This is a genomic window from Streptomyces sp. NPDC029152 (assembly GCF_055564355.1).
Genome location: NZ_JBVHWR010000006.1, coordinates 200,049 through 217,625 on the forward strand (window position 1 = coordinate 200,049; position 17,577 = coordinate 217,625).

The 17,577-nt window shown below is 72.6% G+C and carries 16 protein-coding genes; 7 read left to right on the forward strand and 9 right to left on the reverse strand.

Features of this window, described 5'->3' with window-relative positions:
* Positions 1 to 49: 49 nt before the first annotated feature.
* Positions 50 to 247, forward strand: a complete 198-nt coding sequence (locus tag ACZ4V6_RS15160) for a hypothetical protein (protein ID WP_467826887.1) — start codon at positions 50 to 52, stop codon at positions 245 to 247.
* 53 nt (positions 248 to 300) lie between these two features.
* Positions 301 to 525, forward strand: a complete 225-nt coding sequence (locus ACZ4V6_RS15165) for a hypothetical protein (RefSeq protein ID WP_467826889.1) — start codon at positions 301 to 303, stop codon at positions 523 to 525.
* Positions 526 to 570: 45 nt separating this feature from the next.
* Here ACZ4V6_RS15165 and ACZ4V6_RS15170 read toward each other — a convergent pair whose 3' ends face one another.
* On the reverse strand, positions 571 to 3,045 hold the full coding sequence (locus tag ACZ4V6_RS15170; RefSeq protein WP_467826891.1) for an alpha-L-arabinofuranosidase C-terminal domain-containing protein: 2,475 nt from the start codon (positions 3,043 to 3,045) through the stop codon (positions 571 to 573).
* A gap of 135 nt (positions 3,046 to 3,180) precedes the next feature.
* Here ACZ4V6_RS15170 and ACZ4V6_RS15175 point away from each other — a divergent pair, with 135 nt between their 5' ends.
* Entirely contained in the window at positions 3,181 to 3,633 is a 453-nt protein-coding gene (locus ACZ4V6_RS15175) for a DUF6314 family protein (RefSeq protein ID WP_467826894.1), read from the forward strand.
* A 129-nt stretch (positions 3,634 to 3,762) separates the two neighbouring features.
* On the opposite strand, the gene ACZ4V6_RS15180 is transcribed toward ACZ4V6_RS15175, so the two are convergent.
* Together ACZ4V6_RS15180 and ACZ4V6_RS15185 are read right to left on the reverse strand one after the other, a co-directional pair.
* Complete coding sequence (locus tag ACZ4V6_RS15180) at positions 3,763 to 4,203, reverse strand: GNAT family N-acetyltransferase (RefSeq protein WP_467826897.1); 441 nt, start codon at positions 4,201 to 4,203, stop codon at positions 3,763 to 3,765.
* A gap of 40 nt (positions 4,204 to 4,243) precedes the next feature.
* Positions 4,244 to 5,698 (reverse strand): aminotransferase-like domain-containing protein, encoded by a 1,455-nt coding sequence (locus ACZ4V6_RS15185; protein ID WP_467826899.1) that lies wholly within the window; start codon positions 5,696 to 5,698, stop codon positions 4,244 to 4,246.
* Between ACZ4V6_RS15185 and ACZ4V6_RS15190 the strand changes: the two genes are divergently transcribed.
* Together ACZ4V6_RS15190 and ACZ4V6_RS15195 are read left to right on the forward strand one after the other, a co-directional pair.
* Positions 5,697 to 6,623 carry a DMT family transporter gene (locus tag ACZ4V6_RS15190; protein WP_467826902.1) on the forward strand — a complete coding sequence of 309 codons (927 nt, stop codon included), beginning with the start codon at positions 5,697 to 5,699 and terminating at the stop codon, positions 6,621 to 6,623. The genes ACZ4V6_RS15185 and ACZ4V6_RS15190 overlap by 2 nt on opposite strands.
* A 41-nt stretch (positions 6,624 to 6,664) precedes the next feature.
* Positions 6,665 to 6,859: a DUF1918 domain-containing protein gene (locus ACZ4V6_RS15195; protein ID WP_189230552.1), complete on the forward strand. Its 195-nt coding sequence runs from the start codon at positions 6,665 to 6,667 to the stop codon at positions 6,857 to 6,859.
* Position 6,860: 1 nt separating this feature from the next.
* On the opposite strand, the gene ACZ4V6_RS15200 is transcribed toward ACZ4V6_RS15195, so the two are convergent.
* Positions 6,861 to 8,126: a glycoside hydrolase family 10-like protein gene (locus tag ACZ4V6_RS15200; RefSeq protein ID WP_467826905.1), complete on the reverse strand. Its 1,266-nt coding sequence runs from the start codon at positions 8,124 to 8,126 to the stop codon at positions 6,861 to 6,863.
* Positions 8,127 to 8,300: 174 nt separating this feature from the next.
* Between ACZ4V6_RS15200 and ACZ4V6_RS15205 the strand changes: the two genes are divergently transcribed.
* Positions 8,301 to 9,173, forward strand: a complete 873-nt coding sequence (locus ACZ4V6_RS15205; RefSeq protein WP_467826908.1) for a 3-hydroxybutyryl-CoA dehydrogenase — start codon at positions 8,301 to 8,303, stop codon at positions 9,171 to 9,173.
* A gap of 97 nt (positions 9,174 to 9,270) precedes the next feature.
* On the opposite strand, the gene ACZ4V6_RS15210 is transcribed toward ACZ4V6_RS15205, so the two are convergent.
* Positions 9,271 to 10,536, reverse strand: a complete 1,266-nt coding sequence (locus tag ACZ4V6_RS15210) for an acyltransferase family protein (protein WP_467826909.1) — start codon at positions 10,534 to 10,536, stop codon at positions 9,271 to 9,273.
* 600 nt (positions 10,537 to 11,136) lie between these two features.
* Between ACZ4V6_RS15210 and ACZ4V6_RS15215 the strand changes: the two genes are divergently transcribed.
* Complete coding sequence (locus ACZ4V6_RS15215) at positions 11,137 to 11,394, forward strand: hypothetical protein (protein WP_189230550.1); 258 nt, start codon at positions 11,137 to 11,139, stop codon at positions 11,392 to 11,394.
* Positions 11,395 to 11,426: 32 nt separating this feature from the next.
* On the opposite strand, the gene ACZ4V6_RS15220 is transcribed toward ACZ4V6_RS15215, so the two are convergent.
* The 4 genes from ACZ4V6_RS15220 to pheS form a co-directional block, all read right to left on the reverse strand.
* A complete protein-coding gene (locus ACZ4V6_RS15220; protein WP_467826912.1) occupies positions 11,427 to 11,972 on the reverse strand; it encodes an NUDIX hydrolase in 546 nt (181 codons plus the stop codon).
* Between the two features lie 118 nt (positions 11,973 to 12,090).
* Positions 12,091 to 13,431, reverse strand: coding sequence for a transcriptional regulator (locus ACZ4V6_RS15225; RefSeq protein WP_467826915.1), 1,341 nt, complete (start codon positions 13,429 to 13,431; stop codon positions 12,091 to 12,093).
* A gap of 479 nt (positions 13,432 to 13,910) precedes the next feature.
* Positions 13,911 to 16,433, reverse strand: a complete 2,523-nt coding sequence (gene pheT / locus ACZ4V6_RS15230; RefSeq protein ID WP_467826917.1) for a phenylalanine--tRNA ligase subunit beta — start codon at positions 16,431 to 16,433, stop codon at positions 13,911 to 13,913.
* Entirely contained in the window at positions 16,433 to 17,554 is a 1,122-nt protein-coding gene (gene pheS, locus ACZ4V6_RS15235) for a phenylalanine--tRNA ligase subunit alpha (protein WP_467826919.1), read from the reverse strand. The genes pheT and pheS overlap by 1 nt, the downstream gene beginning before the upstream one ends.
* Positions 17,555 to 17,577 lie beyond the last annotated feature (23 nt).

The following is a 17,577-nucleotide window of genomic DNA, read 5'->3' on the forward strand; positions in this document are numbered from 1 at the left end:
GGAAAACCCTCCTCCTGGATGGCATGACTATACGTTTCGATGCACGTTTATGCAACGTGGTGACGAGGAAGGGGTGCGCCCGGGCCTCTGCGCGCCGGCGGCCCGGCAGCTGACCGAGGTGCCGCGGCCGAACGGACACGGGCAGGTGTTCCTCGGGTGGTGGACGGTGCCGAAGGCCGCGTGCAGCACGGTGCTGGAGGCGGGGGCGGCGGAGGGACCGACGGCCGGGCGCGGCAGGCGGCCGTGAGGGCGCGGGCGGGGCCGGCCGACCGCTTCCGTCCCCACCCCTACGCACCCGAGGTGACCGGCGGGCTTCCGCGCCACGTGGCCGACGACGCGGCGGGGGACGCGCACTTCCCCGGCCACCCGCTCACCCCGGCCCGGGCCGCGCCGGAACGGATCACGTCGACGGTCGTGCCGGACGAGCGGATCGAAACCCTGCCGCCGTTCACCGGCTCGACGGCACCCCGGCCTCCGCGGCGCCCCGGGGGACGCGGCCGGTCCGGGCGCCGCGAGGGACGGTGACCGCGCGGCACCCGTGGGGTGACCGCGCGGCCCGGAGCCCCGGGGTCACCGCTGCTTGATCCGCAGGAACGTCACCGAATTCGCCGGGAAGGTGTAGGTGAACCTGCCCGACACCCCCGAGAAGGTCGACGTCACCGGGGTCACCGGGGTGTCCGTCTCGGTGTTCACCGCGTCCTGGTCGGCCGCCAGGGTGGTGACCCGTGCCCTGGCGGCGACCTTGGCGCCGCCGAGGTCGACGGCCGTGCGGGCCGCCGCGTCCTGGGCGTTGACGACCTTGACGATCAGCTCGCCGGTCCGCGTGTCCTCCGTGACGATCTGACGGAACGGCTCGGCCGGCTTGTCGTCGGTGAAGCTTCCCCACTCCCTGCCGTCGAGGTAGAGGGTGACCTGGCGGCCCCGCACCCTGATGTCGATGTCGTAGGCGCGGCCCGTCTCGATCGACCCGGCCTTCGACAGGAGCGTCGACTTGCCGCCGCCCGAGGCCTTCTCGACGGCGGACCGGGTGTTGTTCCAGCCGCCCAGGTTCCACCAGTAGTAGGTGCCGGTGTCCTTGACGCCGAAGGCGACGAGGAAGCCCTCCTTGCCGGACTTCTTGGTGGCCTTCACGTGCAGGTCGTAGTTCTGCCAGGCCGGGTCGCCCGCCGTGACCAGGGTGTTCTCGGCGGCGGCGTCGGTCTGGACGTACTGGCCGTCCTGGAGGGTCCAGTTCCCGGCGCCGCCGTGCTTCCACTGCGAGGCGTCGCCGGAGAAGTCGTCGGACAGCAGGGTCCCGCCGTCGGCGGAGGTGACCTTCACGTCGTCGTAGGCCGCGCTGGTCGCCCAGGTCGACAGGCCGACGGCACCGGTGATGGGGCCGCTGACGGCCGGTGTGCCGGTGGCCGCCGAGGGGACGACGCGGTCGCCGGTGTTGTTCATGAACAGCTTCTGGACCTCGTAGTTGGCCGAGTTCCAGGAGGCGCGGTTGTTGAACCAGATCAGGTCCGGGCGCCACTGCACGTAGTCCTCGTTGGCGAGCAGCGGGGCGTAGGAGGCGAGCTTGACGACGTCGGCGTTGCGCTCCAGGCCGGTCATGAACGCGGCTTCGGAGAGGGCGTTCTTCCAGGTGTTGCCCTGGGAGGCGTACTCGCCGAGGAAGACCTTCGGGCCCTTCCTGTCGTACGAGTCGTAGCGGTCGTTGTTCTGCAGGAACCACTCGGGGCTGTTGTAGTAGTGCTCGTCGACCATGTCGACGCCGGCGTCGCGGTTGAGCTGCCAGGCGGTGTCGAAGGTGGAGCCGGAGTCGTCGGGACCGGAGTTGGAGACGACGGTGACGTCGGGGTGCTCCGCCTCGACGGCGGCGCGGAACTTCTCGAAGCGGGCGAAGAACTCCTCGGGGAGGTTCTCCTCGTTGCCGACCTCGAGGTGGGTGAGGTGGAAGGGCTTGGGGTGGCCCATCTCGGCGCGCTTCTTGCCCCAGGGGGAGGTCACGGGCCCGTTGGCGAACTCGATGAGGTCCAGGGTGTCCTGGATGTGCCGTTTCAGCAGCGCCTCGTCGTCGACGGCCTTGTTCTGGCCGCAGCCGGTGACCAGGGCGGGCACGACGGGCAGCGGCATGGCGCCGATGTCCTCGGCGAAGCGGAAGTACTCGTAGTAGCCGAGGCCGTAGCTCTGGTTGTAGCCCCAGAAGTTGGCGTTGGTGGCGCGCTCCTCGACCGGCCCGATGGTGTCCTTCCACTGGTAGGAGCGCTTGCGCTGCCAGCCGGAGGCGGCGCTGTAGTCCTCCATGGAGCCGGTGTTGACCAGGCAGCCGCCGGGGAAGCGCAGGAAGCCCGGGCGCAGGGCCTCGATCTTCTCGGCGAGGTCCTTGCGCAGACCGTTGGGCTGTCCCTTGTAGGTGTCGCGGGGGAAGAGGGACACCATGTCGAGGGCGGCGGGTGCGGTGGTGGTGACGGCGAGGCGGCCGCGGTTGCTGGTGCGGGTCGCGGTGAAGGTGGCGGTGTACTTGCGCCATTTCCCCCTGACCGCCACCTGGCGCACCTTGGCCAGCGTGCCCGCGCTGTCCCGGAGGGAGACGGTGAGGGTGGTGCCGCTCTCGGCGCGGGCCCACACCGAGAAGTCGTACGTCTTGCCCTTCTCGACGCGGACGCCGGTGTTGTAGCCGGAATTGGTGACCGACGAACCGGCGGCCAGGGAGAGGTAGTTGCGGTTGCGCTCGTTCAGCCTGCCCTCGTCGTCCACCACCTCGGCCGCGCCGTCGGCCGACCAGGCGGTGAGCGGCGTGTACGAGCCGTTGTCGGCGGTGGAGTACTCGAAGGAACGGTTCTGGACCAGCTCGGCGTACAGGCCCCCGTCGGCGGCGCGGTTGATGTCCTCGTAGAAGACGCCGTACATCGTGTCGTCGATCGTGGCACCGGGGGCGGCCGGGTCGACGGTGATCGTGTAGTCGGTGACGGCTTCCGCGTGGGCGGGGGACGGCAGCAGGGCCGTGGCGGTCAGGAGGGCGGTGGCGCCGAGACCGAGTCTCAGGCGGGTGCGTGACATGGATACTCCGCGGCTCTCACTAGGGAATGTTCGAGATATCGGTCAATGGTCAGCACTTCGAACGGCAACATAGGGAGGGGACGCAAGCGCGTCAATGGGTCGCGCAGCAATGCGTGGGACGGGGAGCAGCACGGGATGGGCGAGTTCTGGCCGGTACCGGACGTACTGGCGTACCTGGCGGGGCGGTGGCGCACGGAGCGGTCGGTGCGGGACCTCGCGAGCGGCGACACCGGCCGCTTCGAGGGGACGACCGTGTTCGAGACGTGCGGGAACGGCGGTCTGCGCGGTCACGAGTCCGGCGCCTTCACCTGGCGGGGCGTGGCCCGTCCCGCCGAGCGGACGCTGCGCTACGAGCCGGGCGGCGCGCCGGGCACGGCCCGCGTGCGCTTCGCGGACGGCCGGCCCTTCCACGACCTGGACCTGACGTCGGGCCGTCACGTGGCCGACCACCCCTGCGCGGCCGACCTCTACCGCGGCGAGTTCACCGTCCGGGGCCCGGACCGCTGGCGGACGGTGTGGCGCGTGGGCGGCCCGGCCAAGGACCTGCTGCTGACCACCGACTACACGCGCGAGGGCCGGGTGCGTTGACCCACGGGGTCGTTCACGCGGGTGACGGCCGGCCGGCCGCCGGCGCGGACGACGAGGGCGGGCGGCGTCTCCCCGCCCTGCGGGCCGGCGAGCCGGGCGTCCACCGCCGCCGGCTCCCGCTTTGGCGCCTCACCGGCCGAAGGCGAACGTCATCCACTGGTCGGGACGGTCCAGCACGGTGAAGCCGAGCTTCTCGTAGACGCCGTGCGCGTCGTGCGTGGCGAGCAGGATGCGGCGCAGCCCGTACGGCCTCAGGTGCTCGCGCACCGCGCCGACCAGGGCGGTGCCGAGGGCCTTGCCGCGCACCGAGGGGTCGACGTACACGTCGCACAGCCAGGCGAAGGTCGCCCGGTCGGTGATGACGCGGGCGTACGCCACCTGCTCCCCCGACGCCGCCTCGTACACCCCGAAGTTGAGCGAGCCGGCGATGGCCCGCTCCTGCTTCTCGCGGGTCCGGCCGAGCGCCCAGTACGCGTCGGTGGACAGCCACCGGTGCACGCGCCCGGCGTCGATCCGGTCCGGGTCGGTGGAGATCTCGTACCCCTCGGGCAGGCGCGGCGCGTCGGTCATGCCGGGATGATCGCAGCGGCACACGGACCGCGTCGACCGGTTATCCGCGCGCCCCGGCCTGCTCGCGCACTTCGGCCCAGGCCGTGCTCAGCCTCCGTACCCCTTCCGCGATCTCGCCCGTCCCGGCCACCGCGGCGAAGCTCAGCCGCAGATGGGCGGCCGGGGGTTCGGCGCTGAAGTAGGGGCGGCCCGGCGTGACCGCGACGCCCGCGCGCAGGGCGGCCGCGGTGAGGGCCGCCTCCCCCGTGCCGTCGGGCAGGCGCGGCCACAGGTGGTAGCCGCCGGACGGGACGTGGGCCAGGGCGAACTCGGGCAGGCGCAGGCGCAGCGCGGACGTCATCGCGTCGCGGCGGGCCTTCAGCTCGGCGGCGACGGCGCGCAGATGGCGCGGCCAGGCGGGCGAGCCGACGAGTTCGAGCGCCGCCTCCTGGAGGGGACGGGGCACGAAGAAGGTGTCGACGACCTGGATGGCCCGCAGCCGCTCCAGCACGGGGCCGCGCGCGGCCAGGGCGCTCACCCGGAAGCTCGGCGAGGTCGCCTTGGTCAGCGAGCAGACGTGCACGACGACGCCGTCCGGGTCGTCGGCGGCCAGCGGACGCGGCAGGGGCCCCGCGTCCTCGTGCACGAGCCGCCGTACGAAGTCGTCCTCGACGACGAAGGCGCCGGCCTCGCGGGCGATGCGCAGCACCTCGCCGCGCCGCCCGGGGGCGAGCACGGCGCCGGTCGGGTTCTGGAAGAGGGGCTGGCAGACGAAGACGCGGGCGCCGGTCGCCCGGAAGGCGTCGGCGAGCAGGGCCGGCCTCACGCCGTCCGCGTCGACGGGGACCGGTACCGGGCGCAGGCCGGCGGCCCGCGCGATGGCCAGCATGCCGGGGTACGTCGGCGACTCCACCAGGACGGGCGCGCCGGGCGGGGCGAGGGCGCGCAGGGCGGTGGTGAGCGCCGACTGTCCGCCCGAGGTGACGAGGACCTCGGCGGCCGTGACCGCGCCGCCGATGCTGCGGGCGAACCACTCCCGCAGTTCCGGCAGTCCCTCCATCGGCGGGCGGCCCCACGCGCCGGGGCGGCGGCCGGCCCGGGACAGCGCCGCCGCCATGGCCCGCTCCGGCTGGAGCGAGGGGTGCAGGTAGCCGCCGTTGAACTCGACGACACCGGGCGGCGGAGCGGCCAGCGAGACCAGGACGCCGGAGGCGTCCACCGAGCGCGGCACGAGGTCGGCCGCGCCGTCGGCACTGAGCGCGACCTCCTGCCAGGAGGTGTCCCCGGCCGGAGCGGTGCCGGGCCGCGAGGGCGCCCGGAAGGCCCCCGCGCCGGGCCGGGTCACCACCAGGCCCTCGGCGGCCAGTTGAGCCAGGGCCCGGGAGACGGTCACCGGGCTCACCCGGAAGCGGTCGACGAGGGCACGACTGGAGGGGAGCTTTCCACCTGGGGAGTAGCGGTCGAGCTCCCTTCGCAGGCGTTCCGCCAGTTCAGCGACGCTGCTACGCTCTTGCATGAGAGTACAGAGTAGCGCTACTACGTCGCCGAGGATAGCGGTCGGCGGTCCGGCCACGGCATCCGGCGGGACGTCCTCCGGCACCCTGGCGGCGGCGCTCGGCGTCGTCGCGTTCTCGCTCACCTTCCCCGCCACCGCCTGGGGGCTGGAGGGCTTCGGCCCCTGGTCGCTGGTGGCCGTGCGCAGCGTCCTCGCCGCGCTGATCGCCGGGGGCTGTCTGCTCGCGCTGCGCGTGCCGCCGCCCGGGCGGCGGCACTGGCCCGGCCTCGCCGTGGTCGCCGCGGGAGTGGTCCTCGGCTTCCCCCTGCTGACCACGCTCGCGCTGCGGACCTCGACCACCGCGCACGCGGCCGTCGTGGTCGGCCTGCTCCCGCTGACCACCGCGCTGCTGTCCGCGCTGCGCACCGGCACCCGTCCCTCGCGCACCTTCTGGACCGCGGCGCTGGCGGGTGCGGCGGCCGTGGTGGCGTTCACCGTGCAGCAGAGCGGCGGCGCCCTGACCACGGCCGACGCCTACCTCTTCGGCGCGCTGCTGGTGTGCGCGGCCGGCTACACCGAGGGCGGCCGGCTGGCCCGGGTGATGCCGGGCTGGCAGGTCATCGGCTGGGCGCTGGTGCTGTGCCTGCCGCTCACCGTGCCCGCCACCGCGCTGGCCCTCGCGCACGAGCCCGTGCGCCTGACCGCGCACGGCGTGGCCGGGCTGCTGTGGGTGGCGGCGGGCTCGCAGTTCCTCGGCCTGGTCGTCTGGTACCGGGGCATGGCGGCCATCGGCGTGCCGAAGGCCAGCCAGTTGCAGCTGGCCCAGCCGCTGCTCACACTGGTGTGGTCGGTACTTCTCCTGGGCGAACACCTGACGGTGGCCGCCCCGCTGACGGCGGCCGCCGTGCTGGTGTGCATCGCGGTCACGCAGCGATCACGGGGCTGAGCGGCAGACACGTGCGGCACACACGTGAGGAGGCCTCACAGATGCACGCGATGAAGGGCGACCAGCTGGTGCAGCACGGCCGGGTGGTCGGTGAGCACGACAAGGTCGGCGAGATAGTGGAAGTGATGGGCAAGGAAGGCACTCCGCCGTACCGGGTCCGGTTCGAGGACGGGCACGAAGGCGTGTGCTCGCCCGGCCCCGACACCGAGATCCGGCACAGGGAGATGCGGATCTAGCTCAGCGCGGGGTGTCCGCGGGCTGCTGGTAGTGGTCGGCGGCCACCCGCGCCATCGCCCCGATCCGGTCGTCCATGACGTCCTTCGCGGCGAAGAAGACGTGCCCGCGCACCTCCGGGTGGTCCGCGGCCAGCGCGAGGTGCCGGGAGAGTTCCTCCCGGTCCTGCCACGCGGCGGGCTGCGCCGGGTCACCGGCCTTGTACAGCGCCTCGCCCACGTACAGCCGCGTCCGGCTGCCCCGGGCCACCTCCGCCCACCACGACAGCAGCTTCGCGTAGTCGGCGGCGGGCAGGCCGATGTTCCAGTACAGCTGCGGGACGACGTAGTCGATCCAGCCCTCGCGCACCCACGTGCGGGTGTCCGCGTACAGGTCGTCGTAGGTCTGGACGCCCGCGGTCGTCCGCGAGCCGCGCTCGTCGGTGGCCGCGTTGCGCCACACCCCGAAGGGGCTGACCCCGAAGCGCGCGGTGGGCCGGACCTCCTTGACGCGGGCCGCCGTCTCGCGCACCAGCCGGTCGATGTTGTCCCGCCGCCAGGCGGCCCTGGTGGAGAAGCCGCCGCCGTGGGCGCGGTACGTCCCGTCGTCGTCGAAGGCCCGGCCCGCCACCGGGTACGGGTAGAAGTAGTCGTCGAAGTGGACGCCGTCCACGGCGTACTTCTCCACCGCGTCCATCATCGCGTCCTGCACGAAGGCGCGGACCTCGGGCAGACCCGGGTCGTAGTAGAGCTTGCCGCCGTACGGCACCACCCAGCCGGGGTTCCGGCGGGCCGGGTGCGCGGGCACGAGGCGGGACGGGTCGTCGTGCAGGGCGACCCGGTACGGGTTGAACCAGGCGTGCAGCTCCAGCCCGCGGGCGTGGGCCTCCCGCACGGCCGTGCCCAGCGGGTCCCAGCCCGGGTCCCTGCCCTGGCTGCCGGACAGGTACTGCGACCACGGCTCGTACGCCGACGGCCACAGCGCGTCGGCCGTGGGCCGCACCTGGAAGATCACCGTGTTCAGGCCGTGGCGGACGGCCGTGTCGAGGTGCTCGACGAGTTCGGCCCGCTGCTCGGACGCCCGCAGACCGGCCCGGGTGGGCCAGTCGCGGTTGTTCACCGTGGCCAGCCACATGCCCCGCATCTCCGTCGCGGCGCGGCGGACGCGCCCGGGCCGTCCCGGTGGCGCCGGTGGCGCGGGCGCCGCCGGCGCGGCGGACGCGGGCGCGGGCGCCAGGGCGAGCGCCGACAACGCGGCCACCGCGAAGGCCCGACGCGAGACACGGCCCATGGAAGACCTCCACAACGCTGCGCTTCCAGTCCGTCACGGATCGTGCACGGAACCTCAGCATGCACGACCCGGGCGACGGATCCGCGGCACTTCGGGGGTAACGTGCACGATCGGAGCAGGCGCCGGGGACCCCGGTGGGCCTGCCTCAGCCGTGGAGTCAGCGAAAGGGACGATGTGACCGGCATCTCGGGAGATATCGCACGCGTCGGCGTGGTGGGCTGCGGTCAGATGGGGGCGGGCATCGCCGAGGTGTGCGCCCGCTCCGGCCTGGAGGTGAAGGTCGCCGAGACCACCGGCGAGGCCCTGGAGATCGGCCGGACCCGGCTGTTCAACTCCCTCACCAAGGCCGCGGAGCGCGGCAAGATCACCGAGGAGGAGCTGGAGGCGACGCAGGCGCGCCTGAGCTTCACCACCGACCTGGGCGAGTTCGCCGACCGTGACCTGGTGATCGAGGCCGTCGTCGAGAACGAGCAGGTCAAGACCGAGATCTTCCAGGTGCTCGACCAGGTCGTGACCCGGCCGGACGCGATCCTGGCCTCCAACACCTCCTCGATCCCGCTGGTGAAGCTGGCGGTCGCCACCTCGCGGCCGGACCACGTCGTCGGCATCCACTTCTTCAACCCGGCCCCGGTGCAGCAGCTCGTGGAGCTGATCCCGGCCCTCACCACCTCCGAGGGCACGCTCAGCCGGGCGCAGCTCTTCACGGAGAAGGTGCTGGGCAAGCACTCCATCCGCGCCCAGGACCGCTCCGGCTTCGTGGTCAACGCGCTGCTGATCCCGTACCTGCTGTCCGCGATCCGGATGTTCGAGTCGGGCATCGCCAGCCGCGAGGACATCGACAACGGCATGGAGATGGGCTGCGCCCACCCGATGGGCCCGCTCAAGCTGTCCGACCTGATCGGCCTGGACACGGTCGCCTCGGTCGCCTACTCGATGTACGAGGAGTACAAGGAGCCGCTGTACGCCGCTCCCCCGCTGCTCCAGCGCATGGTCGACGCGGGCCGGCTCGGCCGCAAGACCGGCTCGGGGTTCTACACGTACGGCTGACGCGGCGCATGCGACGAAGTGGCCCCGCCCTCTCAGGAGGGCGGGGCCACTTCGTCTCGTGAGGCGGTGCTTCGCCTCGGGGCATCCGCGACTCAGGTCACCGACGGTCGGCCGGACCGTAGTGGGCCGCCGTGGCCTGGAGCCCGGTGGCATCGGCGGCCGGGACGAACGGTCCGGAGTTCGCGGGGCCGAACCCCTGCGGTACCGGTCCGCCCTGAGCGGACGTCTGCTGGGGCTTCGCGTCCCCCTCCGCCCGGATCTGGGCGAAGGCGGCGACCAAGGCGACCTTGAGCCGTTTGGAGACCGGCTTCTCCACCCACTTGTGCACCAGGTACGAGAGCAGGAGCATGCCCGCCACCGTCACACCGAGCAGAGCCCAGTGGTCGACGTCGTACTGGAAGCGGCGGAACACTTCCCAGCCGATGGACTCGTGGAGGAGGTACAGCGGATAGGTGAGCGCGCCGGCGGTGGGCAGCCAGCGCCAGGTGATCCGGCGGAACCAGTTCAGGGCCACGCCCGCCATCAGCACGAAGAACACCGTGAGCACGACCGGTACGCCCCAGCTGGGGATGTTGTGCCCGACATGCTCAAGGGTCCTGCGCCACGTCGGCATCGCGGTGTAGTTGCCCATGGCGAAGCAGAAGGCGATCATGCCCCACAGCAGCAGGTTCTGCCCGAAGCGGTACATCAGGTAGAAGGCCAGCCCCGCGATGAAGTACCAGCAGTCCTGCGCCATCATCAGATCGCTGAACGGACTGGCTTCGCTCCGTGTCGCCACCGCGGCGGCGGTCGCCCAGACACAGCAGAAGACGACCACCCGCCGGTAGGTGACGCCGCGCCACACCACGAGGGCGAACAGCAGATAGAAACGCAGTTCCGCCCAGAGGGTCCAGTAGACCCCCTCCACGTCCTTGATGCCCATGGGCCGCTGCAGCATGGTCATGTTGACCAGCACGTCACGCCACGGCAGCGGCGCGATACCGCCGGGCATGAGGAAGACCACGGCAGTGGTCACGATGATCCCGAGCCAGTAGGCGGGGTAGAGCCGGATCACACGGGAGGTGAAGAAGTGGGAGAGGCTCCGCCCCCACGAGCTCATGCAGATGACGAAGCCGCTGATCATGAAGAACAGTTCGACGCCGAGCCATCCGTAGGCGGACGGCCGGAAGATGACCGGGAAGAGCCGAGCCTGTGAGCCTTCCCAGCCCACGCCGAAGGCGACGTAGTGGTAGAGGACGACCATCAGCGCCGCGCAGAGCCTCAGCCCGTCCAGGACGAAGATCCGACCGCCGCGCCCCTGGGGGTCACGAGGGGCCCGGCGAGCACCGGCCGCCTTCTGCTCGGCGGATTTCCTTATTCGCACTCAGTTCTCCAGGACGGTGTCGCACGGCAAGATGACAACCCGCAGTGCCACGGTCGACGACCTCGACCGCGGGTGTTGGCTGCCGGACCGTGCGGGGCCACGAGGCGGGGACGCCTTCGGACTGGTTTCCCCGGTGACGGCGTCACGGCACGCCTCATGCGGGGAGTTGCCGATCGCTCACGGGCCGGGCTGCTCCCCTGCATACTCTCACCCGGCCCCGAGCCGTCGGCCGGGGGTGGCCGACACCGCCTGGGGCATGGGGTCTTCACCGCGCTCGGCGCTGGGCCGGGGCCCCATGTTCGAGCGGGCAGCACACTGTAGCCCGGATGACGCGACGGCGGAACAGTGATCGCCGGGGGTTTTCTCACACGGCCGTACCGGGCACCGGTCGCCCTCTGTCGTCGACCACGCCGAGTGACCGCTTCGCGGGCCCGGCACCCGGTGCGGTGCCGGGCCCGCGGCGTTCGCACCCCGTGTGCGCGCCGGGCACGCATATGCCGTACACACACTCTCCCCACGCGCCCACCAGGCGAGTTGACTCATCATGCGCATTGCAAGGATGTGATTCGACCCCCGTTCGACCACGAAAGGAGCGGATTCGTGACCGCCGATCCCGAGCACCCCGCCGTCCCTGGAGAACTCGCAGAGTTACGGCGCCGCCTCGATGTCGCCTACGCCCGCGTGGAGGGCGGGCTGGCGCTGCTCAGCCATCGCACCGAGGAGACCGCCAAGGACCTGGACGAGCTGAGCACCCGGCTCGTGACCCTGGAACACGCCCGCTGGCCGCTGCCGGCGGTCACCGCGGTCACGGCCGTGGGCGCGCTCGTGGTGGCCCTCTGGCAGGCGTTCGGACGCTGAGCGGCGCGGCGGGGCACGGACGGCGCCGGAGTTCACTGCAGGGCGTCCTGTCCGGGCCGCAGGTGGTGCAGCAGGAGTAACGCGGCCGCCATGTTGGCGGCCGGGACCTCTCCGCGGGCGACCAGGTCGGGGACGAGTTTGAGGGGCACCCATTCCCGGCGGTCCGACTCGAAGTCGTCCACGGGGTGTCCGGCGTACTCGCCCTCGTCGGCCCAGTAGATGTGGTGCCGGGCGTCGGTGAGCCCGTTGGACGGCTCCACGCTCATGAGGTGGCGCAGCGGTCCCGGCCGCCAGCCGGTCTCCTCCTCCAGTTCCCTGGCCGCCGCCACCGCGACGTCCTCGCCGTCCTCGACGACGCCGGCCGCGAGTTCCCAGCCCCAGCTGTCGGTGATGAACCGGTGCCGCCACAGCAGGAGGACCTCGTTCGCCTCGTTGACGATCGTGGCGACGGCCACGGGGCGCATCCGTATGAGGAAGTGGTCGAGGTGCCGGCCGTCCGGTAGTTCGACATCGGCGAGATTGACGCTGAACCAGCGATTTGCGTACACGTTTTGTTCGTTCTGTTTCGTCCACTGCACGGTTCTGCCACCTTTCTTGAGTAGGTGGCAATATCGCAGCCGGAGCAGCCCGGCAGCAGGCGCACGGCAACCGCTCACGGCGCAGCGGCGGGCGCAGCACCCCGGGAGGGCGGGCGGGCTAGAGCGGTACGCGCAGTGCCCCGTCGATGAGTTCGGCGGCCTCGGCCGTGCCGGCGCACCCGCTGCGCACCAGGTGCTCGCGCACCGCGCGCAGTCTGTCGCGCAGGCGCTGGGACTCCATCCCGCGGGCCTGTTCCGCCATCTGCACGGCGGTGGCGACCGCCTTGTCGGCGTTGCCCCGGCGCAGTTCGATCGTGCTGAGCATGGCGAGCCGGTGCACGCGGCCCCGGTCGTGCGCCGGGCTGTCGACGGCCTCCGCGGCGTGCTCCCCGGCCGCCGCGAGGTCGCCGAGGCTGAGCAGCGCCTCGGCCACCTGGACGTTGACCAGGCCGGGCTGGACATAGCCGGTCTCGTCGGGTTCGTAGCCGCGCCGGATGCGTTCGGCGGCCTGTTCGGCCCGGCGGATGCAGGACAGGGCGCCGGTGCCGTCGCCGAGGTGCGCGTACGCCTTGGCCTGCATCGCGTACAGGTCGGAGGCGAGCGCCGGGGTGATGTGCCGGCCCGCGGTGCGCAGGGCCGCCTCGGCGAAGGCGACGGCCTGGCGGTACTCCCGCAGGAACAGCGCCTGGTTGACCAGCAGCGCGATGACGTACGCGCCGAGCCCCCGGTCGCCGCTGGCCTTCGCGAGGCGGAGCGCCTGGTGGAAGTAGCGCTGGGCGAGGCCGTGCGCGTCGGAGTCGTACGCGCAGATGCCGGCGACCGCGACCAGGCCGCCGGTGGCCCGGTGGAGCTGGCGGCCGGTGGCGTCGGTGTAGCCGCCGCGCAGCAGCGGGGCGGCCTCCGCGTTGAGGAAGCCGACGATCCGGGCGCGCGTCGCGATGCCGCCGGCCTTGCGGTACATCTGCTCGTAGTGGGTGCGGGCCGAGCGCAATGTCTCCAGGTCGGCCGCGGTGACCCGGTGCCGGCCGCCGCGGGAGACGTCGACGTCCTCGGGCGGGTTCTCCCACTCCCACACCGGCATCACGGCGGGCGTGCCGGTGAGGGCGGGCGCGCCCAGGATGTGCGGGCGCTGCTGCTGGTCGGAGCGCCACAGGGCGGTCGCCCGCTCCACGAACCCGGACAGCGACCCGGTGTGCGGGGCGGCCGGCTCGCCGGACACGCCGAGGCCGATGTCGTCGAGGGTGACGGGCCGGTGCAGCCGGGCCGCGAGCACCTCGCAGATCAGGTCGGGTACCTGGCCGCGCGGCCGCTGTCCCTTCAGCCACCGGGCGACCGCGGTGTGTTCGTACCGCAGCGAGAGCCCGCGCGTCCGTCCCGCCTGGTTGACGTGGGCGGCCAGTCCCGCGTGCGAGACCCCCGCCTCGTCCAGGATCGCGTCGAGCAGGGTGTTGGGCTGCATGATGCCCCCCGGGTGATTCGGTGCCGACAGCGTAGTGCGTCGGCCTTCACACGGGGTGTGAACGGAGTACGCGAACCCGCGCCGTGCGCGCGCTGTCGCGGGAAGTCCCCGGGCCGGTTGACTGAACTGCCTCGAAAGAGGCCGGCCGGGCCGCCGGCTCCCCCTCGTACAAGTTCGGCGGCCCGTTCCACGCCGTCCGCCCGGCTGCCTGCCCGACATTCCGTGGCGGGGCGGACGGCTCCGCCGGCCCGGCGGTGCGACTGGCTCCGCCGGTTACGTGGAGGATCGCGGTGCGTTGTCGTCCGCGGGTGCGTCGTGTTCGCTCGCGCGGTTCCCCGCGCCCCTCGAGTCCGTCCGCGCGGCGCCCGTCGAGAGGCGCGGGCCTCCTGAGGGGCGTCGCAGTCACGCCGAGGAGGGGCGCGGGGAACTGCGCGGTCAGCCGCCGGCCGGCAGAAGCCCCCCGCCCCTCGGGCGCACCGCTAGCTGCGCAGCACCGCTCCGACCCGCTCGCCCGCGAGGGCCACCGCCGCGTCGCGGGCCGCGGAGGCCTCGTCGACCGTCAGCGTCCGGTCCCCCGCGCGAAAGCGCAGCGCGTACGCGAGGGACTTGCGGCCCTCGCCGAGCTGCTCGGCGTTGTCGTAGACGTCGAACAGCCGGATGGACTCCAGCAGTTCGCCCGCGCCCTCGCGCAGTGCGGCCTCGACCTCGCCGGCCGGGACGAACGCGTCGACGACCAGGGCGACGTCCTGCGTGGCGACCGGGAACGTGGAGATGCCCGGCGCCTGCGGGGTGTCGTCGCCGACCCGCTCCAGGGCGTCGAGGTCCAGCTCCATCGCGCAGGTGCGCGCGGGCAGACCCAGGGTCTTCACGACCCGCGGGTGCAGTTCGCCGGCGTGGCCGATGACGCGCTCCTCGCCGTCCACGGTGACGAACAGCTCGGCGCAGCGGCCCGGGTGCCAGGGACCGTACTGGCCCTTGCGGATGCCCAGTCCGGCCCCGGCCTCGCGGGCGACGGTGCGGGCGGCCTCGACCGCGTCGGCCCAGTCGGCCGGGCGGCCCGGGCCCCACCAGCCGGCCTGCTCGCGGGCGCCCGTGAGGACGACGGCGACGTGCCGGGGCTGGTCGGGCAGCGCGGCGTCCAGCGCGGCGAGGTCCTCCTCGCCGGGGCGCCGGTCGACGGGCAGGTCGACGGCGACACGCTGCTCGTCGCGCGGCTGGAAGACCAGGCCCGTCTCGAAGAGGGCGAGGTCGTGGCTGCCCCGGCCGTCGTTGCGGCGCAGCGCGCCGAGCAGGCCCGGCAGCAGCGAGGTCCGCAGCGCGGGCTCCTCGTCGCTGAGCGGGTTGACCAGCTTGACCACGCGGCGGGCCGGGTCCTCGGCGTCCAGACCGAGCTGGTCGAAGACCTGCTCGCTGACGAACGGGTAGTTCGGCGCCTCGACGTAACCGGCACCGGCCAGCGCCCGGCCGACGCGGCGGTGCAGCCGCTGCCGGGCGGTCAGGCCGCGGCCCGCCGGGGGACGGGGCAGCGTGGAGGGCAGGTTCTCGTAGCCCTCCAGGCGGATGACCTCTTCGGCCAGGTCGTTCGGGTCGGTGAGGTCGGGCCGCCAGGACGGGGCGGTGACGATCAGCTCGTCCTGCCCGTACACGTCGCAGCCGACCTCCTGGAGGCGGCGTACGACGGTCTCACGGCCGTACGTCACGCCCGCCACCTTGTCCGGGTGGTCGGCGGGCATGGCGATGGTGCGCGGCGCGGAGGGCGCGCTGATCTCGGTGACGCCGGCCTCGGCGGTGCCGCCCGCGAGGAGCACGAGCAGGTCGACGGTGCGCTGGGCGGCGGCGGCCGCGGCCTGCGGGTCGACGCCGCGCTCGAAGCGGCGGGACGCCTCGGAGGACAACTTGTGGCGGCGGGCGGTGCGCGCGATGGCGACCTGGTCGAAGTGGGCGGCCTCGATGACCACGTCACTCGTCGCGGTGCCCCCGTTCTCGGCGGCGCCGTGGTCGGCGATCTCCGTGTCGGCGCCGCCCATGACGCCGGCGAGGCCGATCGGACCGCGGTCGTCGGTGATGACCAGGTCCTCGGCGTGCAGCGTCCGCTCGACGCCGTCGAGGGTGACGATCTTCTCGCCCTCCTCGGCCCGGCGCACGCCGATGGTGCCCTGGACCAGGCTCCGGTCGTAGGCGTGCAGGGGCTGGCCCAGCTCCATCATCACGTAGTTGGTGACGTCGACGGCGAGCGAGATCGGGCGCATGCCGACCTTCTGCAGACGCCGCTGGAGCCAGATCGGGGAGCGCGCCTCGGGGCTGAGGCCGGTGACCGTGCGGGCGGTGAAGCGGTCGCAGCCCGTGGGGTCGGCGATCTTCACGGGGTAGCCGTAGGCGTTCGGCCCGGGCACGTCGAGGAGGGCCGGGTCGCGCAGCGGCAGGCCGTAGGCGATGGCGGTCTCGCGGGCGACGCCGCGGATGGACAGGCAGTCGCCGCGGTTGGCGGTGACGGCGATGTCCAGGACCTCGTCGACCAGCTCCAGCAGCTCGATGGCGTCCTTGCCGACCTCGGTCTCCGGCGGCAGCACGATGATGCCGTGCGTGCCGTCGTCGCCCATGCCCAGTTCGTCGCTGGAGCAGATCATGCCGTGGGACGTCTTGCCGTACGTCTTGCGCGCGGAGATCGAGAAGCCGCCCGGCAGGGTGGCGCCGGGGAGGACCACGACGACCTTGTCGCCGACGGCGAAGTTGCGGGCGCCGCAGACGATCTCCTGGGGCTCGCCGGTGCCGTTGGCCTGCCCGACGTCGACGGTGCAGAAGCGGATCGGCTTTTTGAAGCCCTCCAGCTCCTCGATGGTCAGCACCTGGCCGACGACGAGGGGGCCCTTGAGGTCGGCGCCCAGGTGCTCGACGGTCTCGACCTCGAGGCCGGCCGAAATCAGCTTGGCCTGCACGTCGCGGCCGGTCTCGGTGGCCGGCAGGTCGACGTACTCCCGCAGCCAGGAAAGCGGGACCCGCATCAGATCTCCATCCCGAACGGCCGGGTGAACCGGACGTCACCCTCGACCATGTCTCGCATGTCCTCGACGTTGTGGCGGAACATCAGCATCCGCTCGATGCCGAACCCGAAGGCGAAGCCGCTGTACTTCTCCGGGTCGACGCCGCAGGCGACGAGCACCCGCGGGTTGACCATGCCGCAGCCGCCGAGCTCGATCCAGCCTTCGCTGGAGCAGGTGCGGCAGGGCCGGTCGGGGTTGCCGACGGACGCGCCCTTGCAGACGTAGCAGAGCATGTCCATCTCGGCGGACGGCTCGGTGAAGGGGAAGAAGTTCGGCCGCAGCCGGGTCTTCATCTCCGCCCCGAACAGTGACTGGACCATGTGGTCCAGGGTGCCCTTGAGGTCCGCCATGGTCAGGCCCTCGTCGATGGCGAGCAGCTCGACCTGGTGGAAGACGGGGGTGTGCGTGGCGTCCAGCTCGTCGGTGCGGTACACGCGGCCGGGGCAGATCACGTAGACCGGCAGCTCACGGGTGAGCGCGGAGCGGATCTGCACGGGCGAGGTGTGGGTGCGCAGCACGACGCCGGACCCGGTGCCGCCCTTCGGGCCCTCGACGAAGAACGTGTCGGCCTCGCCGCGGGCCGGGTGGTCCGGGCCGATGTTCAGGGCGTCGAAGTTGAACCACTCGGCCTCGGCCTCGGGGCCCTCGGCGACCTCGTAGCCCATGGCCACGAAGATGTCCTCGATGCGCTCGGAGAGCGTGGTGAGCGGGTGGCGGGCGCCGGCCGGTACGCGGTCGTGGGGCAGCGTGACGTCCACGGCCTCCTCGACCAGCACGCGCGCGTCGCGCTCGGCCTCCAGCTCCTCCTGGCGGGCGGCCAGCGCCTTGTTCACGGCGCCGCGGGCCATGCCGACGCGCTTGCCGGCCTCGGCCTTGGCGTGCGGGGGCAGGGCGCCGATCTCGCGGTTGGCCAGCGACAGCGGGGAGGTGCCGCCGGTGTGGGCGACCTTGGCCTCCTGGAGCGCGTCGAGGGAGTCCGCGGCGGCGAAGGCGGCGAGCGCCTCGTCCCGCATGCGCTCGATCTCTTCCGGTTTCAACGCCTCGACCTCGACAGGGTCGTACGACTTATTCGGTGCCGACATCTCTTCCCGTGCTTCCGATTGGC